The 822-nt window shown below is 34.1% G+C and carries 2 protein-coding genes; one reads left to right on the forward strand and one right to left on the reverse strand.

Features of this window, described 5'->3' with window-relative positions:
- The first annotated feature begins 274 nt into the window (after positions 1-274).
- Positions 275-427 carry a hypothetical protein gene (locus D7V20_RS19955; protein WP_171407871.1) on the forward strand — a complete coding sequence of 51 codons (153 nt, stop codon included), beginning with the start codon at positions 275-277 and terminating at the stop codon, positions 425-427.
- Here D7V20_RS19955 and D7V20_RS19320 read toward each other — a convergent pair.
- Positions 413-673: a mobilization protein gene (locus D7V20_RS19320; RefSeq protein WP_120385414.1), complete on the reverse strand. Its 261-nt coding sequence runs from the start codon at positions 671-673 to the stop codon at positions 413-415. The two genes, D7V20_RS19955 and D7V20_RS19320, sit on opposite strands and share 15 nt — an antisense overlap.
- Between the last annotated feature and the right edge of the window lie 149 nt (positions 674-822).

Consider the following 822-nt stretch of genomic DNA (forward strand, 5'->3'; position numbering starts at 1 on the left):
AAAACACATTTCCTGCGTTTGAGTAGTTGATATAGTTATATCCAAGAAAATTAAGAACAGTAAATATAAAGATGATCAGCCAAATATAATAGTGATAAAAAAGGCTTTTAAATCCAGACATTAGATTCTCTTTGAAAAATAAAAAGATTATACCTCATCGCTAAAAAAAATATTTTTCGTGATTTTTTTACACTTTTTCAATCTCTTTCATTGACTTGGTCTATATTGGTATCAGATCTAAAAGCATATTTTTTTATTCAAGAGATAAAATTTCATGGAAAAGACCGAAAGCCTTTTAGAAGCCCGAAACAGAATCATTCAGGCTCAAAGAGAAGCAGCGAAAAACCCTGATCACCCGATTAATGACGGGCTTAAAGCACACTTTGAAGAGAGGAAACAAAAGCTGGCAGCATTAAAGTCCAAATAATTTTCTGTCACGATCTTCTGTTAAATACTCGTTCAGGCCAGCAAGTATTTTTTGTTTCTCTGCTTCATCTTCCATTTTCTTGAGCAAGTACGAACCAAGTAAAATTTTACGTCTAGTGTCATTTTTTCTTTCTTGCACTTTCTGTTTTGCCTTTTCTCTTGCTAAAGCAGCCTGTTTTTGCGCTTTTAACTGGTTTAACTTCTCTTGTTGTTTTGCAATTTTCTGATCTAAAGATTCAATACCCATTTTGATTCCAAAGCCTTTAAAAACCATTCAAGCATAGGATACCTGCCATTGAGATTCAATGCCTTCCTAAGCTATAATGGTTTTCCCGAAGGGCGCACTTTACCAAACTAATTTCATTAAGTTTGGAAGTCCGAAAGGGGATACCCCTT

Source organism: Acinetobacter rongchengensis, from assembly GCF_003611475.1.
In the GTDB taxonomy this organism is placed as follows: Bacteria; Pseudomonadota; Gammaproteobacteria; order Pseudomonadales; family Moraxellaceae; genus Acinetobacter; species Acinetobacter rongchengensis.

Excerpts from the sequence above, each read along its gene's own strand:
- D7V20_RS19955 (WP_171407871.1), top strand. The coding sequence starts at position 275 with ATGGAAAAGACCGAAAGCCTTTTAGAAGCCCGAAACAGAATCATTCAG.
- D7V20_RS19320 (WP_120385414.1), bottom strand. The coding sequence starts at position 673 with ATGGGTATTGAATCTTTAGATCAGAAAATTGCAAAACAACAAGAGAAG.